This window comes from Oceanicella sp. SM1341, assembly GCF_003448965.1.
Lineage (GTDB): Bacteria > Pseudomonadota > Alphaproteobacteria > Rhodobacterales > Rhodobacteraceae > Paroceanicella.
In genome coordinates, this window is record NZ_QRGC01000087.1 from 1 (window position 1) to 1,054 (window position 1,054).

The following is a 1,054-nucleotide window of genomic DNA, read 5'->3' on the forward strand; positions in this document are numbered from 1 at the left end:
TCCTCGTGCCGGTCAAACGCGTGATCGACTACAACGTGAAGGTCCGCGTGAAGGCGGATGGCAGCGGTGTCGATCTCGCCAACGTCAAGATGTCGATGAACCCGTTCGACGAGATCGCCGTGGAAGAGGCGATCCGCCTGAAGGAAGCCGGCAAGGCGGACGAGGTCGTCGCCGTCTCGATCGGCGTGAAACAGTCACAGGAGACGCTGCGCACCGCCCTCGCCATGGGTGCGGACCGCGCGATCCTGATCGTGGCCTCCGAGGATGCCGCGAATGACATCGAGCCGCTGGCCGTCGCCAAGCTGCTCGCCAAGGTGGTCGAGGCCGAGGCGCCCGGCCTGGTGATCTGCGGCAAGCAGGCCATCGACAACGACATGAACGCCACCGGCCAGATGCTCTCCGCCCTGCTGGGCTGGAGCCAGGCCACCTACGCCTCGAAGATCGACATCGAGGGCGAGAGCGCCGCGGTGACCCGCGAGGTCGACGGCGGCCTGCAGACCGTGAAGGTGAAGCTGCCGGCGATCGTGACCGCCGACCTGCGCCTGAACGAGCCGCGCTACGCCTCGCTGCCCAACATCATGAAGGCGAAGAAGAAGCCGCTCGAGGAGAAGACGCCGGAAGAGTACGGCGTCGATGTCGCGCCGCGCCTCTCGGTCGTCTCGGTGAAGGAGCCCGCGGGCCGCTCCGCCGGCGTGAAGGTCGCCTCGGTCGAGGAACTGGTGGCGAAACTCAAAGACACGGGGGTGATCTGATGGCCGTCCTGCTGATCGCGGAAGTCTCCGGGGGCGCGCTGGCGCTCGATGCCACCGCCAAGGCGCTCACCGCCGCGAAGGCGCTGGGTGACGTGACCGTGCTGGTCGCGGGCCAGGGCTGCGCCGAGGCCGCCGCCGAGGCCGCCACGCTGGAGGGTGTCTCCAAGGTGCTCTGCGCCGATGACGCGCTCTACGCCCATGGCCTCGCCGAGCCGCTGGCCGCGCTCGTGGTCTCGCTCGCCGGCGGGTTCGGGCACATCGTGCTGCCGTCGACCGTCTCGGGCAAGAACGTGGCGCCGCGC

At 69.0% G+C, this 1,054-nt stretch carries 1 protein-coding gene and 1 pseudogene; both read left to right on the forward strand.

Going from position 1 to position 1,054, the window contains the following annotated elements:
• Positions 1 to 752 (forward strand): electron transfer flavoprotein subunit beta/FixA family protein (locus D3P35_RS25820; protein WP_157982353.1); only part of this gene is annotated, 752 nt, incomplete at its 5' end.
• Positions 752 to 1,054 (forward strand): annotated as a pseudogene (locus D3P35_RS25825) (electron transfer flavoprotein subunit alpha/FixB family protein); the annotation flags it as partial. The gene D3P35_RS25820 and the pseudogene D3P35_RS25825, both read left to right, overlap by 1 nt.